Origin of the sequence: Marinobacter sp. (assembly GCF_046484525.1) — a bacterium.
In the GTDB taxonomy this organism is placed as follows: Bacteria; Pseudomonadota; Gammaproteobacteria; order Pseudomonadales; family Oleiphilaceae; genus Marinobacter.
This window is the reverse complement of sequence record NZ_JAWOIS010000022.1, coordinates 45,120-66,742: the sequence shown is the minus strand read 5'-3', so window position 1 is coordinate 66,742 and position 21,623 is coordinate 45,120. Positions and strand designations below refer to the sequence as shown.

Below are 21,623 nucleotides of genomic sequence, written 5' to 3'. Positions count from 1 at the left end.
CTACTGAGCCACTGAGAGCCTTGAGAGCAAGGCGCGATGGCGAAGGTTTGGTGGTTCCAAATCGAGTCAGCGCAACGCAGCTATCAAGGCTCTCAGTGGCTCCCGAAGGGCGCGGCGCTGGGGCCCCTGACCGGTGTTGCCAGCACTTGATGTGGAACCACCACACCTGCGTACTGGCGCCTTGGCCAGGGTCCCCAGCGCCACGCAGTAGGTCAGCGAATTAACCAGACGGGACACTAGCTCTTGGGAATCACCCGCTCCCGCACAAACACAATCAGAATCGCCGCCAGGGTCAACACCGGCCACGACCCCGTCTGCATATACGGTGTACTCCCGGTCGCGGTAAACACCTCCCCCGTCAGCGTCGCCCGCTCGAACTGCGGAATCCGCTCGGTAATCTCACCCTTCTCGTTGATGATCGCCGTCGCCCCGTTGTTGGTGCCGCGCAGCATGTAGCGGCCGGTTTCCAGGGCACGCATGCGGGCGATCTGCAGGTGTTGCAGGGGGCCGATAGAGTCGCCGAACCAGCCGTCGTTACTGATGGTCAGCAGCAGGCCAGCATCACGGCTGTTAAAGGCGACAAAGTCCGGATAGGCCACTTCGTAGCAGATAAACGGCATCACATTGATGCCATTGGCGGTCAGTGGCTCCTGCCACTCCGGGCCCTTGCTGAAGCTGCTCATGGGCAGGTCGAAGAAGCCGATCAGGCCGCGCAGCAGGCCTTGCAGCGGTACATACTCGCCAAAGGGCACCAGCTTCTGCTTGTGGTACATGCCACCACCGTTGCCGATGGCCATGATGCTGTTGTGGTAGGTAAAGTCCTCGATCCGATCACTGAAGCCGTACCAGGGAATGCCGGTGATCAGAGTGCTGTTTTCTCCCAGTTCCCCATCGATATGCTCGATGATCTTGCCGGCCTGGTCCTGGGTGAGCGGGATGGCGGTCTCCGGCCAGAGAATCAGGTCGGTGTCCCAGTGATCTTCGGTCAAGGTCAGGTAGGTAACGATCTGATCCCGGAGGAAGTCGGGATCCCACTTCACCTGTTGGGGAATGTTGCCCTGCATGGCGGCGAAGGTGGTGGGCTGCTCGCTGACCTCGGTCCAGTCAATCCGGTTCATGGCCGGGGCCGCAACCCAGGGGATCAGTGCAAGAACCAAGGCCAGACCAGCCATGGTCCGGCGCTCACGCAGGAACAACCAGCCGGCGGCATAGGCGGCAACGCCGGTGACCGTCACCCAGAAGGTAACCCCGTGCACGCCGGTCACGGGCGCCAGCCCGGCGAGGGGGCCATCGGTATGGGCGGTGCCCAGGTACAGCCAGGGAAAGCCGGTCAGCAGCCAGCCCCGCAGCCAGTCACCGAGGATCCAGATAGCCGGGAACAGAACCAGGCGGCGTACCGCGCTTTCTTTTGCCAGTTTGCCCCAGAACCAGTATGCCAGGGCGTGAAACAGTGCCAGCCCCATGACGAACAGTACCGTCAGCAGGATGGCGATCGGAATGGAAGTGTTGCCGTATTCGCTGATGCTGATGTAGACCCAGCTGGCGCCGGTGGCAAACAGGCCCAGGCCGGTAAACCAGCCGGCCCGGAATAGTTGGCCGTGGGCGGCGGGAATGGTGACCAACAGGATCAGGAGCACCGACACAGGCCCCAGCCACCACAGATTGAACGGGGCGAAGGTCAGGGTCTGGAGCGCACCTGCAACCACGAGGGTCAGGGCGCCTAGCCAGGGATTTCCGTTCAGTGGGGTACTCAGAGTAGTGCGGGTGGCGTTACTGCTCACTTCGGGTTACCTGCAACAGACGAATGACACGGTTATCGGCGTTGGCAATAGTAAACTGCAAGCCGCCGAATTCAACCGTTTCACCGCGCCTGGGCAGGTGACCGAATTCTTTCAGAACCACGCCGCCGATGGTGTCGAACTCTTCCTCGTCCAGTTCGGTCTGGAAGAATTCGTTAAAATCGTCCACGGGCGTGACCGCCTTGACCGCAAAGGAATCATCGCCCCGGGCCTTGATGTTGGTCTCTTCATCGAAGTCGTGCTCGTCCTCGATCTCGCCAACAATCTGCTCCAGCACATCCTCGATGGTTATCAGGCCGGCGGTGCCGCCGTACTCGTCCACCACGATGGCCATGTGGTTGCGGTTCTCCTTGAACTCCTTGAGCAGCTGGTTCAGGCGCTTGCTCTCGGGCACGAAATTGGGCGGGCGCAGGATTTCCCGGATGCGGTTCCAGTTCAGTTCATTGTTCATGGCCAGGGGTAGCAGATCCTTGGCCAGCAGGATGCCGATCACATCATCCTGGCTGTCGCCGATGACGGGGAAACGGCTGTGGGCAGAAGAAATGATTTCCCCGAGGAATTCCTTTGGCTCCTGGGAGGCTTTCACGGTGACCATCTGGGAGCGGGGGATCATGATTTCATCGACCCGCATGTCGATCACCTGCATGGCACCTTCGATGATGCTCATGGCATCGACATCGATGATGTTCTGGGACTCCGCGTCCCGCAGGATTTCCAGCACGTCCTCGACGGACTCAGGCCCGCTGGACAAGGCCTGTGATATACGCTCCAGCCAGGACTTGCTGCCCTGACTGCGACTCGACTGATCGTCGCTCATGAGTCTTGTTCCGTTTCCTCTGCTTCGTAGGGGTTATCGTATCCGAGCTGTTTCAGCAGCCGGATCTCGAGGCCTTCCATGACCTCGGCATCTTCATCTTCGATATGATCGTAGCCCTGCAGGTGCAGCATGCCGTGCACCACCATATGGGCCCAGTGCGTTTCGATCGTTTTATGCTGTTCGCCGGCCTCTTTTTCAACAACCGGCGCACAAATAACGAGATCTCCCGCCAATGGGACCGTTATACCCGCTGGCGGCTCAAATGGGAAGGACAATACATTGGTCGGTTTGTCCTTGCCACGATACTCGTGATTCAGCTCCTGGCTCTCAAGGGCACCAACTATACGGATCGTCACCTCGGACGGATGCTCGCCCAGCCAGGCCGCCTGTGCCCATTTCTGGAACAGGGCCTCGTCAGGCACGCCCTCGCCGTCATAAACGTTCTGGAAATCAACCGTCAGCTCGCTCACTGGCCTGTGGCACTCCCGTCATCAAACGAATCGTAGGCCTCGACAATCCGCTGTACCAGCGGGTGGCGGACCACGTCTTTGGCATCGAAGCGGGTAAAACCGATGCCGGAAACCTTGCTCAGCACATTGGCGGCATGGATCAGTCCCGAATTCTGCCCACGGGGCAGGTCCACCTGGGTGGTGTCGCCGGTGATCACCGCGGTGGAACCAAAACCGATCCGGGTCAGGAACATCTTCATCTGCTCCCGGGTGGTGTTCTGGCTCTCGTCCAGGATGATGAACGAGTTGTTCAGCGTCCGGCCCCGCATGAACGCCAGCGGCGCGATCTCGATCACGCTTTTTTCGATCAGGCGGGTGACCTGGTCAAAACCGAGCATTTCATAGAGGGCGTCGTACAGAGGACGCAGGTAAGGGTCCACCTTCTGGGCCAGGTCCCCGGGCAGAAAGCCCAGTTTCTCACCTGCTTCTACCGCCGGACGAACCAGCAGGATGCGTTTCACCTGCTCATCCTTCAGCGCTTCCACCGCACAGGCCACGGCCAGCCAGGTCTTGCCGGTACCAGCCGGGCCGATACCGAAGTTCAGATCGTGGGTGCGGATGTTGTGCACATACTTCTGCTGGTTCCGGCCCCGGGGCTTGGCGGTCAACTTGGGGGTCTTGATGACCGTCACCTGGCCTTCATCATAAGGCACGTCATCAGGGAGGCGCTCGATGCCGGTCTCCCGGATGAACAGGTGCACGGTATCCGGCGGGATATCGTCGCTAGCCTCGGTTTCCCGGTACAGGTGGCGGATCACCTCCACCGCGGCGGCGACATGTTCGGTTTCACCCTCGACGCGGAAATGATGGCCCCGGCGGCCGACTTTTACCTGAAGGCGTTTTTCGATCATCTTCAGGTTTTCATCGAACTGGCCGCACAGGGTACCCAGGCGGCGCTGGTCTACCGGGTGCAGGTCGAATTGTCTTGTGTCGTGTGTGTTCAATCTTGCTCCGTATTGGTTTACTCCCCCGGTTTCAGGGAGCACGTGTTTCAGAGTCCGGTTTTGGGCCCGGGGCTGGCGGGGCTTCCCAAAAAGCGCCCGCAAGTACGTCCCTGTAGGGCTCGGTCGCGCCATCCCTGGCGCTCCACGTTTTTGGGAAGCCCCGCCAGCCCCGGACCTTCTGACTATTTGCAGGCCCGTTGGATGAAAAACAAGTGGCGGGCTTTGGGGCCGGTTTGAAGTTGGGGTCAGATGAAGGCTTTCATCTGACCCCTGTGCTTTACCTGACCCTTAAATAATTCAGCTTAGCTGATGACTTGCATGCGACTGTGCTGCCTGCGGAGAGTGGTGGGTAAGCCCTCCCCAAAATGTTGAAGGCCAGGGATGGCCTGAAACAAGCGCACATGGACGTGCTCGTAGCGGTTTTGGGGAGGGCTTACCCACCACTCGCCCAACTCCAAACCCCCAGACGAATACGATCCCAGGCCGAATACAACGCCAAACCTAAAACGGATGCGTCCCGAGCTTTAATGCAACTCCGAGTCCACGGGCACACCCCGCAGAGAATTGGGATAAGCCTCCACAATCTCGACGTCAATAAAGTGCCCGACCACCTCCGGATTAACGTGCCGGAAGTTCACAATACGGTTGTTCTCCGTGCGCCCCGCATACTCCCCGGGATCTTTCTTGGACAGGCCGGTCACCAGGATCCGCTGGGTGGTGCCCACCATCTTGCGGCTGATGTCCATCGCCTGCTGGTTGATCCGCTGCTGCAGGATCGCCAGGCGCTCCTTCTTCACGTCCATGGGTGTGTCGTCCGGCAGATCGGAGGCCGGGGTGCCCGGGCGCGCGCTGTAGACAAAGCTGAAGGACACGTCGAAGCCGATGTCGTTGATCAGCTTCATGGTGTCCTCGAAGTCCCTGTCGTTCTCACCCGGGAACCCCACGATGAAGTCCGAGGAGAAGCTGATGTCCGGGCGGATCTTGCGCAGGCGGCGGAGCTTGGATTTGTACTCCAGGGCCGTGTGGCCGCGCTTCATGGCTGCCAGGATGCGGTCGGAACCGCTTTGGACCGGCAGGTGCAGGTGGCTGACCAGCTCCGGCACTTTCTCGTAGACGTCGATCAGGGCATCCGAGAACTCCACCGGGTGGGAGGTGGTGTAGCGGATGCGGTCGATGCCGTCGATGGTGGCGATCAATTCGATCAGCTCGGCCAGGTCCATGACATCGCCGTCGTGGGTCTCGCCGCGATAGGCGTTGACGTTCTGCCCGAGCAGGTTCACTTCCCGAACGCCCTGGCCGGCCAGGTGAGCGACTTCTGCGATCACGTCATCCACCGGGCGGCTGACTTCCTCGCCGCGGGTGTAAGGCACCACACAGAAGGTGCAGTATTTGCTGCAGCCTTCCATGATGGATACAAACGCAGAGGGGCCGTTGGCGCCCGGCTCGGGCAGGTTGTCGAATTTCTCGATTTCCGGGAAGCTGACGTCCACCACGCCGACGCCATTACCCTTCATACGCACTTCGCTGATCATGTCCGGCAGGCGGTGCAGGGTCTGGGGGCCAAAGACCATGTCCACGTAGGGCGCGCGGTCGATGATGGCCTGACCTTCCTGGCTGGCGACGCAGCCGCCAACGCCGATAATCAGGTCCGGCTTTTTGCTCTTCAGGCCTTTCCAGCGACCGAGCTGGTGAAATACCTTCTCCTGGGCTTTCTCGCGGATGGAGCAGGTGTTCAGCAGCAGGATGTCGGCGTCGTCCGGTGAATCGGTCATTTCGACGGTTTCGCCGGTTTTGAGCAGATCGGCCATGCGGGCGGAGTCGTACTCGTTCATCTGGCAGCCGTGGGTTTTGATGTACAGCTTTTTGGCCATGGGTCTCACGTTATCTGGTGTGTGGGCGCCGGATGTGGTGTAGGGCGCTGGTAAAAATTGGACTGGGTAGTATAACGGTGTGCTTAAACTTCAACCACCGTTGTCTCGGTATTCCTTATCCGGCTCTATGCTATTATCTCCATCCCTGAAAGCTGGAAGTACGAAGGTTCCCAACGCTTTCAATCGGTGTGGGGTGGGTGGTGCTTTTCTGCAGGAAAAATTGTCTGAGCAAAGCGAGTTGTTTTTTCCGGAAGAAAAGCACCACCCACCCGCGCCAGCCCCCAAGCCTTGATACCAGACAATTCCCCACAGAGCACCTGAACAGAAAACGAAACCACCCATGACTCCTGAACGCCTCGCCCGAATCAAACAAACCCTCGACACCCGCCAACCGGACCTCCGTGTCCTCACTGACCAGGTCCATAAGCCCCGGAACCTGTCGGCGATCATCCGCTCCTGTGACGCCTTTGGCCTGGCCAACATGCACGTGGTCTGGCCGAAGGAGGGCTTCCGGGCGTTCCGGAAGACCGCCGGTGGCAGTTACAACTGGGTGACCACTCACACCCATCCGACGATGGATGATGCGGTGGCGGACCTGAAGGCGCAGGGGCACAAGCTGTATGCGGCCCAGGTATCCGACCGGGCGGTGGATTTCCGGGAGGTGGATTACACCGTGCCGTGTACGGTCATTATGGGTAATGAGGTGGACGGGGTGAGTTCCTCCGCGGCCGATCAGGCGGATGAACATGTTGTGATCCCGATGATGGGAATGGTGGAGTCCCTGAACGTATCTTCGGCCTGCGCCATCATCCTCTCCGAGGCCCAGCGGCAGCGGAAGCTGGCGGGGATGTTCGAGCAGCGGCGGCTGCCGGATGAGGAATACAATCGCCTGCTGTTCTGCTGGTGTCAGCCGACAGTGAAGCGCTACTGCGATGACCGTAACCTGCCATACCCGCCGATTGATCCGGAGACCGGGGAGCTGGTTGATGGAGTGGGGTGGATGAAAGAAGTGCGCAAACAGCGGCATCCGCATCTGGCATAAAGTCGGGGTCAGATGAAAGCCTTCATCTGACCTCATCTTCACCTTCGCTGTCACTCCTCCCGAGCCTCCAGATACCGCTGCAACTGCTCCCGCAACGCCTTCGGCAGCCGGGTAATGGTCAGCGCATCCTTCTCCCGGTCGTAGTAAACTGCCTGATTCACCAGATCCGAGGAAAACGACACACTCATCCCCCCACCGGAACCGGCAATACGCACCAGTTTCTTCACTTTACGATGGTCCGGATGCAACACTCCGGTTTCCGGCACTTCCGCATTCTGGCTGGCGAACTCCTTGAAGCGCTGGGGTTCGTTTTCGTCCAGGTACCCGGACAGAGCCTCGATTTCCACGGGCTCGCCCAGGGCATGCTGTTCCTTGCAGAATTCGTAGGCGCGGGACCGGACTTCGCCGGCTTTTTCCGGTTCGGAGGTCTTGGCGAAGGCTTCCACGGCGTCCAGGAAGGTCATGGTTTCCTTTTCCACGTCCACGTTGTTGGTGAAGCCGCACAGGCGAATGAACAGCTCCCCCGGCTCGCCGGTGCCGCGGCCGTGGACGAGGGTAAGGTAGTTTTCACTGCCGTTCTCCCCCAGCCAGTCGTCCAGCTCGATGCGAACGGCCAGGTTCAGGCGTGACAGGCTGAGCACGTCGGTGGCGTCAAGAACCTGGTTGCCGTCAAAGCGCATGGCGCTATCAGTCTCAAGGATCAGCAGGTAGATCACCTCGGCGTCGGCCAGGGCTTCGTGGACGATCATCAGGTGGCCGTCGAACTCTTCCTGGCAACCGGTGAGGAGCTCCTGCCACTGGCCGAACAGTCGGTCGGTCATGGCGCCGAAGCTCTGCTTGTCCTCCCGGTAATCCTTGAGCCAGCTGCTGAACGGACACTCGCCCAGGTCTTCGGAGAAGCGGCCGTACTTCTTGCCCGGTTTGCTGTTGAACAGGCGCTTCATCTGCTTGTGCAGCGCCTCGTAATCGCCACCGGGTTCCTGCAGGGCCTCGCCGCTGTTGAGGCGCGCGGGCTGGCCCGGCTGGTACTGGCTGGCAAAGGCGGTGCGTAGGTGTTTGATGGCCATGGCGTGTTGTTCCCCGATTGATCAACGACAAAGCCCCGAGGGCGGTGCGCTGCTCGGGGCTGTGCATTGTAGCAACTTGTGGTGAGGAAGAGGTGCGGGCAGGGTGAACTTGGGGTCAGAAGAAGGCTTTCTTCAGACCCCTGGAGTTGAAAGTCGGAGCTCGGGGTGAAGTCGGGGTCAGATGAAAGCTTTCATCTGACCCCTGTTCAGACCCGCTTACTCCGAACCAGGCCCTGTACCAGTTCCTGGACTGCCCCCGGAATCTCCTCCGCAGATTCGGCACTCACCGCCGTATTGGCAATGTCGGTTCCCAGATTCACAGAAATCGCAACCAGCCCATGGGCGGTGAGCAACTGCGCAGTGCGGCGGCGCTCGTCGGCGTCTCCGGCGTTCTCCTCGCTGAGCACCACGGCAGTCTTGCCCTGGTCGAACAGAGCGCGCTCGACCGCAAGTGCCAGCGCCGGTGCCTGCTTGCCGTTGCAGGCAATAATAACGGGCTTCTGGGCCAGGCGGCGTTCGCGCTCCTCCGCGGTCACCGGATCCAGGGATTCGGTGCCGTCCGCCAGACCGGCGATCATGCCCGCTCCGACAGTCACGTTGGTCAGACGGTCGACGACGATGAAACTGCCCGTGGCGTGATTACGCTGGTAGGCATCAAAGGCGATCGGCTGGTTCAGGGTCAACTCACACAGACCGATCTCGTTCAGCGCCAACTGGCCCGGGTTGGGCTGTTGCTCGAGTGTGTTTACGTCGGTCTGGTGGTGGATCTTCTTGACCGTGCCTGAGGTAAAAGTCGGGCCGAGCTTGATGTCATATAGTCGCCCGGTTTCCAGCGGCGCATCGGTCATCCAGACAATGTTGGCGTTGAAGCGGTTGGCCACTTCCGGCTCGTCTTCCACCTTGACCAGCATGTCCCCGCGACTGACGTCGATCTCGTCCTCGAGGGTCAAGGTCACGGCCTGGTCGATATAGGCTTCATCGAGCTTGCCATCGAAGGTCACGATGTCCTTTACCGCGCTGGTGCGCCTTGAGGGCAGGGCCATAACCTTGTCACCAGGGCGGATAACGCCGGAGGCAATCGTGCCGCAAAAGCCCCGGAAATCGAGATCCGGGCGGTTGACGTACTGCACCGGGAAGCGGAAATGCTCCAGGTTCTTGTCCCGGGAAACCTCGACGGTTTCCAGGATTTCCATCAGCGGCTGGCCGGTGAACCAGGGCGTGTTCTCGCTCTTGTTCACCACGTTGTCACCTTCCAGGGCGGATATCGGCACAAAGCGGATGTCTTTAAGGCCCAGTTTGGAGGCAAAGGCCAGGTAGTCGTCCTTGATTTCACTAAAGCGCTCTTCACTGAAATCCACCAGGTCCATCTTGTTCACCGCCACCACGATGTGGCGGATGCCTAACAGGGATGCGATGTAGGAATGCCGGCGGGTCTGGGTCAGCACGCCGTGACGGGCGTCGATCATCAGGATCGCCAGTTGCGCGGTGGACGCACCGGTCGCCATGTTGCGGGTGTATTGCTCATGGCCGGGGGTGTCGGCGATGATGAACTTGCGCTTGTCTGTGGAGAAATAGCGGTAGGCGACATCAATGGTGATGCCCTGTTCCCGCTCGGCCTGCAGGCCGTCCACCAGCAGGGCCAGGTCCAGCTTCTCGCCGGTGCTGCCCATCCTGGCGCTGTCACTCTTCAGGCTGGCCATGTGATCTTCATAGATCATCTTGGTGTCGTGCAGCAGGCGCCCGATCAGGGTGCTTTTGCCGTCGTCCACGCTGCCGCATGTCAGCAGTCGCAGCAGTTCCTTGTTTTCGTGCTGTTTCAGGTAGGCCTGGATGTCTTCGGCAATGAGATCCGAGGTGTGGGACATTAGAAATACCCCTCGCGCTTCTTCTGCTCCATCGACCCGGCGGAGTCATGGTCAATCACTCGGCCCTGGCGCTCGGAACTGGTGGCCAGCAGCATTTCCTGGATGATCTCCGGCAGGGTGTCCGCCTCGGATTCAATGGCGCCGGTCAGCGGATAGCAGCCGAGGGTGCGGAAGCGTACCGATTTCATCATCGGCTCTTCGCCTTCCTTCAGGGGCATGCGGTCGTCGTCCACCATGATCAGGGTACCATCGCGCTCGACCACCGGTCGCCTGGCGGCGTAATACAGGGGCACGATTTCGATATTTTCCAGGTAGATGTACTGCCAGATATCCAGCTCGGTCCAGTTGGAGAGCGGGAACACGCGGATGCTTTCGCCCTTGTTGATCTTGCCGTTGTAAATATCCCACAGCTCGGGACGCTGGTTCTTCGGATCCCAGCGGTGATGCTCATCCCGGAACGAATACACCCGCTCCTTGGCACGGGATTTTTCCTCGTCCCGACGGGCTCCGCCGAATGCGGCATCGAACTTGTACTTGTCCAGGGCCTGCTTCAGGGACTGGGTCTTCATCACGTCGGTGTGCTTGGCACTGCCGTGGGTGAATGGGCCGATGCCCTGCTTCACGCCTTCCTCATTGATGTGCACGATCAGGTCGAGGCCATATTCCTTCACCTTCCGGTCCCGGAAGGTGATCATGTCCCGGAATTTCCAGGTGGTGTCCACGTGCAACAGGGGGAAGGGCGGCTTGCCCGGGTAGAATGCCTTGCGGGCCAGATGCAGCATCACGGCGGAGTCTTTCCCGATGGAGTAGAGCATCACCGGGTTATCAAACTCGGCGGCCACTTCCCGGATAATGTGGATGCTTTCCGCTTCCAGCTGTTTCAGGTGCGTGAGGTTATATGTGGTCATGATCATCCATTGCTGGCGAGACTGTGCAGTTACGTTCTGCAACTATAACAGAGCCAGCAATGGCATAAGAAGGAGCCTGGGTAGAATTTCAGGCTATAAAAATATAGCGTTCGCCAGTCTTCAATGGGTTTGAGTGGTTGTGTCTCAGGCCCCGGCAGGCTTGCGAAGTTCGGCCAGGAGTTTCGAGACGTAACGGTCAACGTAGTCGTAGCCGTTGCCTTCGAATTCGGCGAACTGAATTCCCAGATGGAACTCGTCCCGGGCAATGCGGCGCATGTTGACGATGCTGCCTTCGGCGATGATCGATACCGGCTGAGTGGGCAAAACGGGAACGGAGAAGCGTGTTTTCACCGGAATCCAATGCCCGGGAGCCGGAGCTTTCCGATCCGGTATTAATTGTTTGACCTCTTTCTCGCTGCAGGAAATCATTACCCCGCTGCGCGAGAGGTTGGCAACAGAGCAGGTCAGGCATTCGCCGTCGGGTTTTTCAATGGTAATGTCCGCAGAGACATCGACGCGTTGTTGGTTTCGCAGGTTGAGTTTCGCCGTTGTTGTTTTCATTTGTACTCTTCTGGCGTGACTGGTCTGAAAAGAAGCTGCCTTTCCCATAAAATCCTTCCAGAAAAAACACTTAAGCGCTCATGATTCTATGTGTTTAAAATGTGAACAGCAAGATGCCTGACGCCTGATGTGGCAAATTTGTGACGTCTTTCCGGGCAGAGCGTCAAAGTTTTGGCTCCGAATCCGTATTTCCCGCCGACCTGGCCGGGCTGCAGTCCGGTACTGTGCTGGGGTAAACTATGCGCTTTCATTCATTGCAGGAGCGACATGCCGCTCCGGGAATTCCTGTAAACGCTATGACCGACAAAACTGAAACGGCCGCCACCGGCGGCAAAGTAGGCTTCATCAGCCTTGGTTGCCCGAAAGCCCTGGTGGACTCCGAACGCATCCTGACCCAGCTTCGCCTGGACGGCTACGATGTCGTGCCCACCTACAACGATGCCGATATCGTTGTCGTCAACACCTGCGGCTTCATCGACGCGGCCAAGCAGGAATCCCTGGATGCCATCGGCGAAGCCATCAACGAAAATGGCAAGGTAATCGTTACCGGCTGTATGGGCGTGGAAGCGGACAAGATCCGCGAAACCCACCCCGGCGTGCTGGCCGTCTCCGGCCCCCATGCCTACGAAGAAGTCGTCGGCGCCGTCCACCAGTACGTGCCCCCGAAAAAAGAGCACGATCCCTTCGTGGACCTGGTCCCACCCCAGGGCATCAAACTGACCCCGCGGCATTACGCCTATCTGAAAATTTCCGAGGGCTGTAACCACCGCTGCACCTTCTGCATCATTCCGTCCATGCGTGGCGACCTGGTCAGCCGCCCGATCGGCGACGTGATGGATGAGGCCAAGAGGCTGGTGGATGCCGGCGTGAAGGAGTTGCTGGTCATCTCCCAGGACACCTCCGCCTACGGCGTGGACATCAAATACCGCACAGGTTTCTGGCAGGGCCGGCCGCTGAAGACCAAGATGCAGGCCCTGTGCGAAGCCCTGGGTGAACTGGGCGTCTGGGTTCGTCTGCACTACGTCTACCCGTACCCTCATGTGGACGACATCATCCCGCTCATGGCCGAAGGCAAGATCCTGCCGTACCTGGACATCCCGTTCCAGCACGCCAGCCCGAAAGTCCTCAAGGCCATGAAACGTCCGGCACATGACAGCAAGACCCTGGAGCGCATCAAGAAGTGGCGGGAAATCTGTCCGGAACTGACTATCCGCTCCACCTTCATCGTCGGCTTCCCGGGTGAAACCGAGGAAGATTTCCAGTACCTGTTGGACTGGCTGGACGAAGCGCAGCTCGATCGCGTGGGCGCGTTCACCTACAGCCCGGTGGAAGGTGCCAGGGCCAACGAACTGGAAGGTGCCGTCCCCGAGGATGTAAAAGAAGAGCGCCTGGCTCGTTTCATGGCCAAACAAGCCGAGATTTCTGCGGCCCGTCTGCAAGCCAAAATCGGCAAGACCATCGACGTTCTCATCGACGAAGTCGACGAGGAAGGTGCCATCGGCCGCTCCAAGGCGGATGCGCCGGAGATCGACGGTATGGTTTATCTCAACGGTGAAACTAACCTCGTCCCTGGCCAAATCGTCCAGGCCGTTGTGGAGCATGCTGACGAGCACGATCTTTGGGCTCGGCTTGTTTGATTGGTTTTAACTTGGGCTCCTAGCCCTCCGGGCTGGGAGTTCACGCACGGGTGGGGACGGCTTTCCAAAACACGCTCCTTGCGGCACGTCCCTGTGACGCTTGAGCTCCGCCATCCATGGCTCCGCACAGTTTTGGAAAGCCGTCCCCACCCGCGCTGATCTGACCGACGGGCATAGTCAGGCCGGCAGTGTCAGAAATATTCGCGATTGTCCGGGGGCCTTGGCAGGAGGCTTCTCCCAAAAATGTTGAAGGCCAAGGATGGCCTGAAACAAGCGCACATGGACGTGCTCGTAGCGGTTTTTGGGAGAAGCCTCCTGCCAAGGCCTCCCCCGAGGTCGAAAGGCTAGGGCCGAAACAAAAAGCCACGACCCAGAGCCAACGGATTACCCCCCAAGCTTCTTAACCAGAATCTCGTTAAAGAGCTTCGGGTTCCCCTGACCTTTAGAGGCCTTCATCAGCGGCCCCATGAAGCCACCAAGCATCTTCTTGCGCTTCTTGGGATCTTCCTCATTCTGGTACTGAGCCACCTGATCCGGCATGTCTGCCAGAACCTGGTCCACCATGGCCTCCAGAGCACCGGTGTCAGACACCTGCTTCAGACCCTTGGCGTCAATGATGGCATCCACATTGTCATTCTCGCCGCTCCACAGCGCCTCGAACACCTTCTTGGCGCCGGCGGAAGAAACCGTGTTATCGGCAATGCGGATCACCAGCTGACCCAGTTGGGCACCGGTAATCGGCGACTCGGCGACCGTCTTCTCTTCCGCGTTCAGGCGGGCAGAGAACTCGCCCTGGATCCAGTTGGCGGCCAGTTTTGCATCCTTGCCGTGCTCAACCGTTTCCTCGAAGAACGCGGCCAGCTTGGCGTCACCGGACAGCAGGCCGGCGTCGTAGTCGTTCAGGCCATACTGTTCCTTGAAACGCGCCTTGCGGGCGTCCGGCAGCTCCGGCAGGCGGCTGCGGGCGTCTTCGATGAAGTCGTCATCGATCACCACCGGCAGCAGGTCCGGGCAGGGGAAGTAACGGTAGTCGTTGGCTTCTTCCTTGGTCCGCATCGACCGAGACTCGTCCCGGTCGCCGTTGTACAGGCGGGTTTCCTGGATGATGCGGCCGCCGTCTTCCAGGATGTCCATCTGGCGCTCTACCTCGTGGGCAATGGCCTGTTCCATGAACCGGAAGGAGTTCAGGTTCTTGGTCTCGGTGCGGGTGCCGAGCTGGTCGGAGCCCTTGGGCTTCAGGGAGATGTTGACGTCAAAGCGCATGGAGCCCTGGGACATATCGCCGTCGCAGATGCCCAGCGAGGTCACAAGGCCGTGCAGCTTTTTCGCAAATGCCACCGCTTCCTCGGCGCTGTTCATATCCGGCTCGGTGACCACCTCGATCAGCGGCGTGCCGGCCCGGTTCAGGTCGATGCCGGACATGCCGTGGTAGTCCTCGTGCAGGGACTTTCCGGCGTCCTCTTCCAGATGGGCGTGGTGGATGCGCACGCGCTTGGTCTCGCCGTTCGCCAGGTCAACGTCGACATAACCGGGGCCAACGATCGGCTGCTCCAGCTGGGTGGTCTGGTAACCCTTGGGCAGGTCCGGGTAGAAGTAGTTCTTCCGCTCGAACGTGGAGCGGCGGCCGATCTCCGCGTTCACGGCCAGGCCGAACATCACCGCATAGCGGAAGGCGTTCTCGTTCGGCACCGGCAGGGTGCCCGGCATGGCCAGGTCCACCGCGTTGGCCTGGGTGTTGGGCTCGGCACCGTAAGCGGTGCTGGAGCCGGAAAAGATCTTGGTTTTGGTGGCGAGCTGAACGTGAATTTCCAGCCCGATCACGATATCCCACTGCATGTGTTCGTCTCCTCTCTCGGGCTTATTTAGGTTCACGCTGGTGCCAGTCGGTCACCTGCTGGAACTGGTGGGCGGCATTCAGCAGCCGGGCTTCGGCAAAGTAATCACCGATGATCTGCAGGCCAACCGGCAGGCCGTCGACAAAACCGGCCGGAACAGACATGGCCGGCAGCCCCGCGAGGTTGATGGCGATGGTGAAGATGTCCTCCAGGTACATGGTGACCGGATCGTTGGTCTTCTCACCCTGGATAAACGCCGGAGACGGGGAGGTGGGGCTCATCAGCACGTCCACTTCCTTGAAGGCATTGGCGAAATCCTGCTGGATCAGGCGGCGCACCTTCTGGGCCTTGAGGTAATAGGCATCGTAGTAACCGTGGGAGAGGGCATAGGTGCCCACCAGGATCCGGCGCTTCACCTCGGCGCCGAAACCTTCGGCGCGGGTGCGCGTGTACATGTCCATCAGATCCTTTGGATCCTCGCAGCGATAGCCGTAACGCACACCATCGAACCGGGACAGGTTGGCGGAGGCCTCCGCCGGCGCGATCACATAGTACGCCGCAATCGCCAGCTTCGCGTTCGGCAGGGACACTTCCTTCACTGTCGCGCCCAGCTTCTCGTATTCCTTCACCGCATTACGAACCTGCTCCTCCATTGCCGGAGACAGCTGATCGGTGAAGTATTCTTTCGGCAGTCCGATCTTCAGGCCCTTCAGCGGCTCGTTCAGGGTCGCCGTGTAATCCGGCACCTCCCGGTCGATGGAGGTGGAATCCTTCGGATCAAACCCCGCCATCACGTTGAGCATCAGCGCATTATCTTCTGCGCTCCTGGCGATAGTGCCCCCCTGATCCAGGGACGAAGCAAAGGCAATCATGCCGTACCGGGATACCCGGCCATAAGTCGGCTTCAGTCCGGTCACCCCACACAGCGCCGCCGGCTGGCGGATCGAACCGCCGGTATCGGTCGCCGTCGCCGCCGGCACCAGGCGCGCTGCAACAGCCGCCGCCGAACCGCCGGACGAACCACCCGGCACCCGCTTCTCACCGGAAGACAGCCCCCACGGGTTGGTCACGGCACCAAAATAGCTGGACTCGTTGGAAGACCCCATGGCGAACTCGTCCATGTTGGTCTTGCCAAGACACACGGCGCCGGCTTGCCGGAACTTCTCCGTCACCGTCGCATCATACGGCGGCACGAAATTCTCCAGCATCTTCGAGCCGCAGGTGGTCCGAACGCCGTTGGTGCAGAAGATGTCCTTATGGGCAAAAGGCACCCCAGTCCAAGCCGTCGCCTTGCCGGCGGCTCGCATCTCGTCAGCGGCACTGGCCCCTGCCAGGGCCTCTTCTTCGGTGATGGTAATAAAGCTGTTGTACTTGCCGTCTTCCTGCTTCAGACGGTCCAGGAACTGCCGGGTCAGCTCCACACTGGAAATCTCGCCGCTCTCCAGCTTGCGGGAAAGCTCTGCTACAGACTTGTTATGCATGATGAATCCTGAAATCGCTGGTCGTCAGATGGTCCGATGATGGGTTCCCGTGCGGGAGTCATTCGATCACTTTGGGAACCAGATACAGACCGTCCTCGGTTGCCGGCGCGATGGCTTGGAACGCCTCCCGCTGATTGGTCTCGGTCACCTCGTCCGGCCGCAACCGCTGCACCGCATCCAATGGATGGGCCATCGGCTCCACCGCATCGGTATCCGCGGCACTCAGCTGATCCACCAGATCCAGAATGTTGCCCAGATCCTTTTCCAGTGCCGAAACCTGCTCGTCGTCCACCTTGATGCGGGCGAGCACGGCAACTTTTTCAATGTCCTCGCGGGAAATGCTCACGTGGCCTCCAGTCTGTGAAGATTATTTAATGAAAAATCGGGTCGGTGCCTGTGCTTCCTGATTGAGGCAACTCACAAGCCCGGGAATGGTTGGGGGACGGCTTTCCAAAACTGTGCGGAGCCATGGATGGCGGAGCCCAAGCGTCACAGGGACGTGCCGCAAGGAGCGTGTTTTGGAAAGCCGTCCCCCAACCATTCCTTCACCAGGCTCTGAGGGCTCCTTTCACCGAAGTCAGAATCAATCGACTATGGTAACAGATTCGAACAATCGCGGGAGGGCCTGAAACAATTCGGAAAATGTGACAATGGTAAGGTCGAGGGCCCCGATGGCGCCTTGCCTGAGTAGGTGCTCACTGCTAAAGTTGCCGCATTCTTTTCGCAACCGCAACTCTCAGGTTGAAACTACACGAATGTTGATCAAAAGACTCCGAGGCATTTTCTCCAGCGACCTGTCCATCGACCTGGGCACCGCCAACACCCTTATATATGTGCGAGAGCGGGGTATCGTCCTGAACGAACCATCCGTGGTTGCCATCCGCACCAACAACTCCCAGAAAATGGTCGCCGCCGTCGGTGCCGAAGCCAAGCGCATGCTCGGCCGCACCCCGGGCAACATCACCGCCATCCGTCCCATGAAAGATGGTGTGATTGCTGACTTCGTCGTCACCGAAAAAATGCTCCAGCACTTCATCCATAAAGTGCACGAGAACAGCTTCATCACCCCGAGCCCGCGCGTGCTCGTGTGTGTTCCCAGCAAATCCACCCAGGTGGAACGCAAGGCCATCCGCGAATCCGCACTCGGTGCCGGCGCCCGGGAAGTGTTCCTGATCGAAGAGCCCATGGCCGCCGCCATCGGTGCCGGCCTGCCAGTCGAGGAGGCCAGTGGTTCCATGATCGTTGATATCGGTGGCGGTACCACCGAGATCGCCATCATCTCCCTGAACGGCATCGTCTACGCCGAATCCGTGCGGGTCGGTGGTGACAAATTCGACGAAGCCATCGTTACCTACGTGCGCCGCAACTACGGCAGCCTGATCGGCGACTCCACCGCCGAGCGGATCAAGCACGAGATCGGCTGTGCCTACGAAGGCCTGGAAGTCCGCGAGATCGACGTGCGCGGGCGCAACCTGGCCGAAGGTGTACCCCGGGCCTTTACCCTGAACAGCGAAGAGATTCTCGATGCCCTGCAGGAATCCCTGGCCCAGATCGTCCAGACCGTCAAGAGCGCCCTGGAACAGTCGCCCCCCGAACTGGCCTCCGATATCGCTGAGCGCGGCATCGTGCTGACCGGCGGTGGAGCCCTGCTGCGTGGTCTGGACAAGCTCATCAGTGAAGAGACCGGTCTGCCGGTGATCATTGCCGAAGACCCTCTGACCTGTGTCGCCCGTGGTGGCGGCAAGGCACTGGAAGTCATTGATCGCGGTGGCATCGGAATGTTCTCCCAGGAGGGTTAAGCCCGTGGGGAGGACTGGCCATTAAAACCATCTTCGTCCAGGGCCCCGTCCCGGGGTTCAGACTCTTTCTGGTCATACTTGCGTCGGCAGCGTTAATCGTTGCCGACGCTCGTTTTGACAAGCTGTCACCGGTGCGGAGTACCATCGCCACCGGTCTTGCCCCCGTCTACTGGCTGGGCAACGCCCCCTACGAATTCAGTGACTGGTTTTCCGGTCTGTTCGTCTCGAAGGAAGACCTGCAGCAGGAAAACGAAGACCTCCGCGCCCGCCTGCTAATTCTAGAACGCCGCGCTCTCAAATATGCGGCACTTGCTTCCGAGAATAACGAGCTGCGCCGGTTGATGAACTCGTCGGAAGTGCTGGATGACCGAGTCATCGTCGGCGAGGTGGTAGGCGTGTCGCCCGATCCCTTTTCCCACGAAGTCATTATTAACAAGGGCCTGAGCGACGGCGTCAGCCCGGGCCAGGCCATCCTCGACGCCCACGGCCTGATGGGGCAGGTGGTGCAGGCCAGTCAGATTACCTCCAGGGTGTTGCTCGTCTCGGACAGCAGCCACGCCGTGCCAGTGGAAGCGGTCCGTAACGGCCTGCGGGCCGTTCTGCTGGGTACCGGCGACCCCGATGCGCTGGAACTGGTGCATGTGCCGGACACTGCCGATATCCGCGAGGGCGACCTACTGGTCAGTTCCGGCCTCGGTGGCCGCTTCCCCAGGGGTTACCCGGTGGCCGAGGTGTCCCGAATCATCAAGGAACCGGGCGAACCCTTCATTTCCATCCAGGCGACACCAAAAGCTGAGCTGAACCAGAGTCGCCTGGTCCTGGCGGTATTCCCGCCTGAACCTGTCGAACCGGAAGAAACCGCTGGTCAGGCGACAGAATCCGGGGAGGACGGCTGATGTTGTCGGTAATCAGTTATCCGGTCTTTGTGTTTTCGCTGCTGCTGGCACTGGTGTTGAGCATCTCCCTGTTCCCGGTCGGCTGGTTTGAATTCCGGCCCGAGTGGCTGGGCCTGGTGGTGTTCTACTGGACTTTCCGGGCACCGGCCCAGTTCGGCATTCTGCTGGCCTGGTTCCTCGGGTTGCTGCTGGATGTGCTGGAGGCAACGCCTCTGGGCGTGAATGCCATGGCTATGGGCCTGATTGCCTTCCTGGTGCTGACCATCCACCAACGCCTGCGTATGTATCCGATGCCGCAGCAATGCCTGATGGTGTTCCTGCTGCTGGGCATCAATCAGATGCTGGTCCATTTCATCAAACAGCTATTGGGGGCCGGGGGAGACACCGGGTTTGGCTACCTCTGGCCGGCAGCGACCAGTGCCGTGATCTGGCCAGTGGTCTGTGTAATCCTTGATAACATCAACCGGAAGCTGGGCTAGCATGTCGCACCTGATTCTCGCCTCCGCCTCACCGCGTCGGGCAGAGCTATTGAAGCAAATTGGACTGGCGTTCACCACACAGCCGGCCGATGTGGATGAAACCCCGGAACCGGCCGAGACCGCCGAAGCATACGTCGAACGCCTGGCCCGGAAGAAAGCCCTGGCGGTGGCTGCGGAGCATCCGGAGGCACTGGTCATCGGTTCCGATACATCCGTGGTCCTCGGTGGTGACATTCTGGGTAAGCCGGTAAACAGGACCGATGCCTGTGCCACCCTGGCGCTGCTCTCCGGCCAGGTCCATCAGGTGATGACCGCGGTGGCGCTGGCACATCGTGGTCAGTGCCGGTCCTGCCTGGTGGTGACCGATGTACAGTTCCGGGAACTTGGCGGCGATGAGATCAATGCCTATGTTGCCAGTGGGGAGTCCATGGACAAGGCCGGGAGTTATGGAATCCAGGGTCTTGGTGGTATTTTTGTGAAGGAACTCAGGGGAAGTTACAGCGCTGTGGTCGGACTGCCGTTGCAGCAGACCGCCAAACTTCTGGCCGAGGCCGGCTTCCCGGTATGGACGAACTGGCCAAGCAGTCTGGAGAGCCAAGAATGAGTGAAGAAATCCTGATCAACGTTACGCCGGTGGAAACCCGGGTCGCCCTGGTGGAAAACGGCATGTTGCAGGAGGCCTACATCGAGCGCACCAGCCGCAAGGGCATCGTGGGCAACATCTACAAGGGTAAAGTCGTCCGCGTGCTGCCGGGTATGGAGGCCGCGTTCGTCGATATTGGCCTGGAGCGCGCCGCCTTCATCCACGCCTCGGATGTAATCATCAGCCAGCCAGGGGCCGAGGACCTGACCGAAGGCCCCAAAACCGTACCGGACATCCGTACCCTGCTGCGGGAAGGCCAGTCCCTGGTGGTTCAGGTGACCAAGGATCCCATTGGCACCAAGGGCGCCCGCCTCACCACCCAATTGTCGATTCCGTCCCGGTACCTGGTGTTCATGCCCGGCGTCAGTCATATCGGCATCTCCCAGCGCATCGAGGACGACAACGAGCGGGAGCGCCTTAAGACCCTGCTCGAGGAGGCGTCCGCAGAAAGCACCGATGTGAAGGGCGGCTACATCATCCGGACTGCCGCCGAGGCAGCCCCGGCCGAGGACCTGATCGGTGACATGAGATACCTGCACCGGCTCAGTCAGTCCATCCAGGAGCGCATCGCCAAGGTGCAGGCGCCGGCGGTGGTGTACCAGGATCTGCCTCTGTTTATCCGCACCATCCGCGACCTGGTTCGGCCCCAGACCGAGAAGGTCCGGATTGATAGCCGGGAGAGCTACCAGCGGGTGATGGAGTTCGTCCAGGAATTCGTCACCGAGTTTGCGGACATGGTGGAGTACTATCCCGGTGAGCGGCCGATCTTCGATCTTTACTCGGTGGAGGATGAGATCCAGAAGGCCCTGAGCCGGAAGGTTCAGCTGAAGTCGGGCGGTTACGTCATCATTGACCAGACCGAAGCGATGACCACCATCGACATCAACACCGGTGCCTTCGTCGGCCACAGGAACCTGGAAGAAACCATCTTCAAGACCAACCTGGAAGCTGCCAGGGCCATCAGCCGTCAGCTCCGGCTGCGCAACCTTGGTGGCATTATCATCATCGACTTCATCGATATGGAGGATTCCGAGCACCAGCGCCAGGTTCACCGCATGCTGGAGAAAATGCTGGAACGGGACCACGCCAAGACCAAGATCACCGGCGTGTCCGAACTGGGTCTGGTGGAAATGACCCGCAAACGCACTACCGAGAGCCTGGGCCAGGTGCTTTGTGAACCCTGCCCGGTGTGCGACGGTCGGGGCTTCCTGAAAACTGCCGAGACCGTCTGTTATGAAATCTTCAGGGAAATCCTCCGGGTCAACCGGGCCTATGATTCCGAAAGTTACCTGGTGATGGCTTCCCAGAAAGTGGTGGACCGGTTGCTGGACGAAGAGTCCGACAACGTGGCCGATCTTGAGACCTTCATCGCGAAGACCATCCGTTTCCAGGTGGAGCCTTTCTACAGTCAGGAGCAGTACGATGTTGTGTTGCTCTGATGCCCGCGCTGGTTACCGGCGCGGGGAGTAA

The 21,623-nt window shown here is 59.9% G+C and carries 21 protein-coding genes; 7 read left to right on the top strand and 14 right to left on the bottom strand.

The features are described 5' to 3' along the window. Nucleotides 1-66: 66 nt before the first annotated feature. The 7 genes from R6W86_RS05355 to R6W86_RS05325 form a co-directional block, all read right to left on the bottom strand. On the bottom strand, nucleotides 67-237 hold the full coding sequence (locus R6W86_RS05355; protein ID WP_410327663.1) for a hypothetical protein: 171 nt from the start codon (nucleotides 235-237) through the stop codon (nucleotides 67-69). Continuing rightward, on the bottom strand, nucleotides 237-1,781 hold the full coding sequence (lnt, locus tag R6W86_RS05350) for an apolipoprotein N-acyltransferase (protein WP_410328343.1): 1,545 nt from the start codon (nucleotides 1,779-1,781) through the stop codon (nucleotides 237-239). Before lnt ends, R6W86_RS05355 begins: the two co-directional genes overlap by 1 nt. After that, complete coding sequence (locus R6W86_RS05345) at nucleotides 1,771-2,616, bottom strand: HlyC/CorC family transporter (protein ID WP_410328342.1); 846 nt, start codon at nucleotides 2,614-2,616, stop codon at nucleotides 1,771-1,773. The genes lnt and R6W86_RS05345 overlap by 11 nt, the downstream gene beginning before the upstream one ends. Further along, entirely contained in the window at nucleotides 2,613-3,086 is a 474-nt protein-coding gene (ybeY, locus tag R6W86_RS05340; protein WP_410328341.1) for an rRNA maturation RNase YbeY, read from the bottom strand. The genes R6W86_RS05345 and ybeY overlap by 4 nt, the downstream gene beginning before the upstream one ends. Further along, nucleotides 3,083-4,069 (bottom strand): PhoH family protein, encoded by a 987-nt coding sequence (locus R6W86_RS05335; RefSeq protein WP_410328340.1) that lies wholly within the window; start codon nucleotides 4,067-4,069, stop codon nucleotides 3,083-3,085. The genes ybeY and R6W86_RS05335 overlap by 4 nt, the downstream gene beginning before the upstream one ends. Nucleotides 4,070-4,593: 524 nt before the next feature. Then, complete coding sequence (gene miaB / locus R6W86_RS05330; protein WP_410328339.1) at nucleotides 4,594-5,940, bottom strand: tRNA (N6-isopentenyl adenosine(37)-C2)-methylthiotransferase MiaB; 1,347 nt, start codon at nucleotides 5,938-5,940, stop codon at nucleotides 4,594-4,596. Between the two features lie 179 nt (nucleotides 5,941-6,119). Then, nucleotides 6,120-6,278 carry a hypothetical protein gene (locus tag R6W86_RS05325; RefSeq protein WP_410328338.1) on the bottom strand — a complete coding sequence of 53 codons (159 nt, stop codon included), beginning with the start codon at nucleotides 6,276-6,278 and terminating at the stop codon, nucleotides 6,120-6,122. A 2-nt stretch (nucleotides 6,279-6,280) separates the two neighbouring features. On the opposite strand from R6W86_RS05325, the gene trmH reads away from it, so the two are divergent. Further along, on the top strand, nucleotides 6,281-6,982 hold the full coding sequence (trmH, locus tag R6W86_RS05320; RefSeq protein ID WP_410328337.1) for a tRNA (guanosine(18)-2'-O)-methyltransferase TrmH: 702 nt from the start codon (nucleotides 6,281-6,283) through the stop codon (nucleotides 6,980-6,982). 50 nt (nucleotides 6,983-7,032) lie between these two features. On the opposite strand, the gene R6W86_RS05315 is transcribed toward trmH, so the two are convergent. The 4 genes from R6W86_RS05315 to R6W86_RS05300 all read right to left on the bottom strand — a co-directional run bounded on the left by R6W86_RS05315 (nucleotide 7,033) and on the right by R6W86_RS05300 (nucleotide 11,383). Continuing rightward, nucleotides 7,033-8,049 (bottom strand): nucleoid-associated protein, encoded by a 1,017-nt coding sequence (locus tag R6W86_RS05315; protein ID WP_410328336.1) that lies wholly within the window; start codon nucleotides 8,047-8,049, stop codon nucleotides 7,033-7,035. Nucleotides 8,050-8,255: 206 nt separating this feature from the next. Continuing rightward, nucleotides 8,256-9,914: a sulfate adenylyltransferase subunit CysN gene (gene cysN, locus R6W86_RS05310; RefSeq protein WP_410328335.1), complete on the bottom strand. Its 1,659-nt coding sequence runs from the start codon at nucleotides 9,912-9,914 to the stop codon at nucleotides 8,256-8,258. Continuing rightward, nucleotides 9,914-10,864, bottom strand: a complete 951-nt coding sequence (gene cysD / locus R6W86_RS05305) for a sulfate adenylyltransferase subunit CysD (protein ID WP_410328334.1) — start codon at nucleotides 10,862-10,864, stop codon at nucleotides 9,914-9,916. The genes cysN and cysD overlap by 1 nt, the downstream gene beginning before the upstream one ends. 102 nt (nucleotides 10,865-10,966) lie before the next feature. Continuing rightward, nucleotides 10,967-11,383: a PilZ domain-containing protein gene (locus R6W86_RS05300; RefSeq protein ID WP_410328351.1), complete on the bottom strand. Its 417-nt coding sequence runs from the start codon at nucleotides 11,381-11,383 to the stop codon at nucleotides 10,967-10,969. 296 nt (nucleotides 11,384-11,679) lie between these two features. Between R6W86_RS05300 and rimO the strand changes: the two genes are divergently transcribed. Next, nucleotides 11,680-13,020 carry a 30S ribosomal protein S12 methylthiotransferase RimO gene (gene rimO, locus R6W86_RS05295; RefSeq protein ID WP_410328333.1) on the top strand — a complete coding sequence of 447 codons (1,341 nt, stop codon included), beginning with the start codon at nucleotides 11,680-11,682 and terminating at the stop codon, nucleotides 13,018-13,020. A gap of 384 nt (nucleotides 13,021-13,404) precedes the next feature. On the opposite strand, the gene gatB is transcribed toward rimO, so the two are convergent. The 3 genes from gatB to gatC are packed head-to-tail and all read right to left on the bottom strand — an operon-like array spanning nucleotide 13,405 to nucleotide 16,682. Next, nucleotides 13,405-14,856: an Asp-tRNA(Asn)/Glu-tRNA(Gln) amidotransferase subunit GatB gene (gene gatB, locus R6W86_RS05290; protein WP_410328332.1), complete on the bottom strand. Its 1,452-nt coding sequence runs from the start codon at nucleotides 14,854-14,856 to the stop codon at nucleotides 13,405-13,407. A gap of 22 nt (nucleotides 14,857-14,878) precedes the next feature. Then, nucleotides 14,879-16,336, bottom strand: coding sequence for an Asp-tRNA(Asn)/Glu-tRNA(Gln) amidotransferase subunit GatA (gene gatA / locus R6W86_RS05285; protein WP_410328331.1), 1,458 nt, complete (start codon nucleotides 16,334-16,336; stop codon nucleotides 14,879-14,881). A 58-nt stretch (nucleotides 16,337-16,394) separates the two neighbouring features. Continuing rightward, nucleotides 16,395-16,682, bottom strand: coding sequence for an Asp-tRNA(Asn)/Glu-tRNA(Gln) amidotransferase subunit GatC (gene gatC / locus R6W86_RS05280; RefSeq protein ID WP_410328330.1), 288 nt, complete (start codon nucleotides 16,680-16,682; stop codon nucleotides 16,395-16,397). Between the two features lie 412 nt (nucleotides 16,683-17,094). On the opposite strand from gatC, the gene R6W86_RS05275 reads away from it, so the two are divergent. The 5 genes from R6W86_RS05275 to rng are packed head-to-tail and all read left to right on the top strand — an operon-like array spanning nucleotide 17,095 to nucleotide 21,592. Then, nucleotides 17,095-18,135 carry a rod shape-determining protein gene (locus tag R6W86_RS05275; protein ID WP_410328350.1) on the top strand — a complete coding sequence of 347 codons (1,041 nt, stop codon included), beginning with the start codon at nucleotides 17,095-17,097 and terminating at the stop codon, nucleotides 18,133-18,135. Between the two features lie 29 nt (nucleotides 18,136-18,164). Beyond that, a complete protein-coding gene (gene mreC / locus R6W86_RS05270; RefSeq protein WP_410328349.1) occupies nucleotides 18,165-19,031 on the top strand; it encodes a rod shape-determining protein MreC in 867 nt (288 codons plus the stop codon). Beyond that, complete coding sequence (gene mreD, locus R6W86_RS05265; protein WP_410328329.1) at nucleotides 19,031-19,510, top strand: rod shape-determining protein MreD; 480 nt, start codon at nucleotides 19,031-19,033, stop codon at nucleotides 19,508-19,510. Before mreC ends, mreD begins: the two co-directional genes overlap by 1 nt. A gap of 1 nt (nucleotide 19,511) precedes the next feature. Next, nucleotides 19,512-20,114, top strand: coding sequence for a Maf family protein (locus R6W86_RS05260; protein WP_410328328.1), 603 nt, complete (start codon nucleotides 19,512-19,514; stop codon nucleotides 20,112-20,114). Then, complete coding sequence (gene rng / locus R6W86_RS05255) at nucleotides 20,111-21,592, top strand: ribonuclease G (RefSeq protein ID WP_410328327.1); 1,482 nt, start codon at nucleotides 20,111-20,113, stop codon at nucleotides 21,590-21,592. Before R6W86_RS05260 ends, rng begins: the two co-directional genes overlap by 4 nt. Nucleotides 21,593-21,623 lie beyond the last annotated feature (31 nt).